The organism is Limnohabitans planktonicus II-D5, from assembly GCF_001270065.2.
Taxonomy (GTDB): domain Bacteria; phylum Pseudomonadota; class Gammaproteobacteria; order Burkholderiales; family Burkholderiaceae_C; genus Limnohabitans_A; species Limnohabitans_A planktonicus.
Map to the genome: position 1 here is coordinate 1 of NZ_LFYT02000111.1, position 968 is coordinate 968.

The following is a 968-nucleotide window of genomic DNA, read 5'->3' on the forward strand; positions in this document are numbered from 1 at the left end:
CCGACCTACGCATACCTTGGCACTCGTAGGTCGGTACTCGAAGAGTCCGACGCTGCACGCATGGCTCAAAGCGCCGGATGCAGGCGATGATGGTCAATCAAACAAAACGTCGGGGTCTTCGACCGCCGACCTACGCATACCGTGTCCCCCGTAGGTCGGTAGCTTTAGCTCCGACATGGGTGGCTCCGGCACAGGCCCATGTCGGGGCTGAAGCCGCCGACCTACGCATACCTGCCCCCGTAGGTCGGTACTCGAAGAGTCCGACGCTGCTCGCTTGGCACCAAGCGCTGGTTGCAGGCAAAGGTGGTCCATCAAACAAAACGTCGGGGTCTTCGACCGCCGACCTACGCATACCTGCCCCCGTAGGTCGGTACTCGAAGAGTCCGACGCTGCTCGCTTGGCACCAAGCGCTGGCTGCAGGCGATGATGGTCCATCAGCCAAACGTCGGGGTCTTCGACCGCCGACCTACGCATACCTGCCTTCGTAGGTCGGTAGCTTTAGCTCCGACATGGGTGGCTCCGGCACAGGCCCATGTCGGGGCTGAAGCCGCCGACCTACGAATAACTGGCCCCGTAGGTCGGGACTCGAAGAGTCCGACGCTGCTCGCTTGGCACCAAGCGCTGGCTGCAGGCGATAAAGGTCCATCAGCCAAACGTCGGGGTCTTCGACCGCCGACCTACGCATACCGTGTCCCCCGTAGGTCGGTAGCTTTAGCTCCGACATGGGTGGCTCCGGCACAGGCCCATGTCGGCCCCCTTTTCAGGAGACCCGCGCCACATCAACCAAAGCGCGCTGGCAAATAGGGGGCCGGGTCGATCCAGGGGTGCTGGCCGTGGACCATTTCTGCCAGCAGGCGCCCGGCCACGGGCCCCAGCGTGAAGCCTTGGTGGGCGTGGCCGAAGTTGAACCACAGCCCTTTGTGGCGCGGCGCTGGACCCATGACGGGCAGCATGTCGGCGGTGCAAGG

1 protein-coding gene is annotated in these 968 nt (G+C 63.8%); it reads right to left on the reverse strand.

Annotation, left to right across the window (positions count from 1 at the left end; translation table 11 throughout):
• Positions 1-779: 779 nt before the first annotated feature.
• Positions 780-968, reverse strand: a 189-nt coding sequence (locus tag H663_RS40990; RefSeq protein ID WP_133240107.1) for an NAD(P)/FAD-dependent oxidoreductase, incomplete at its 5' end; no start/stop codon positions are given.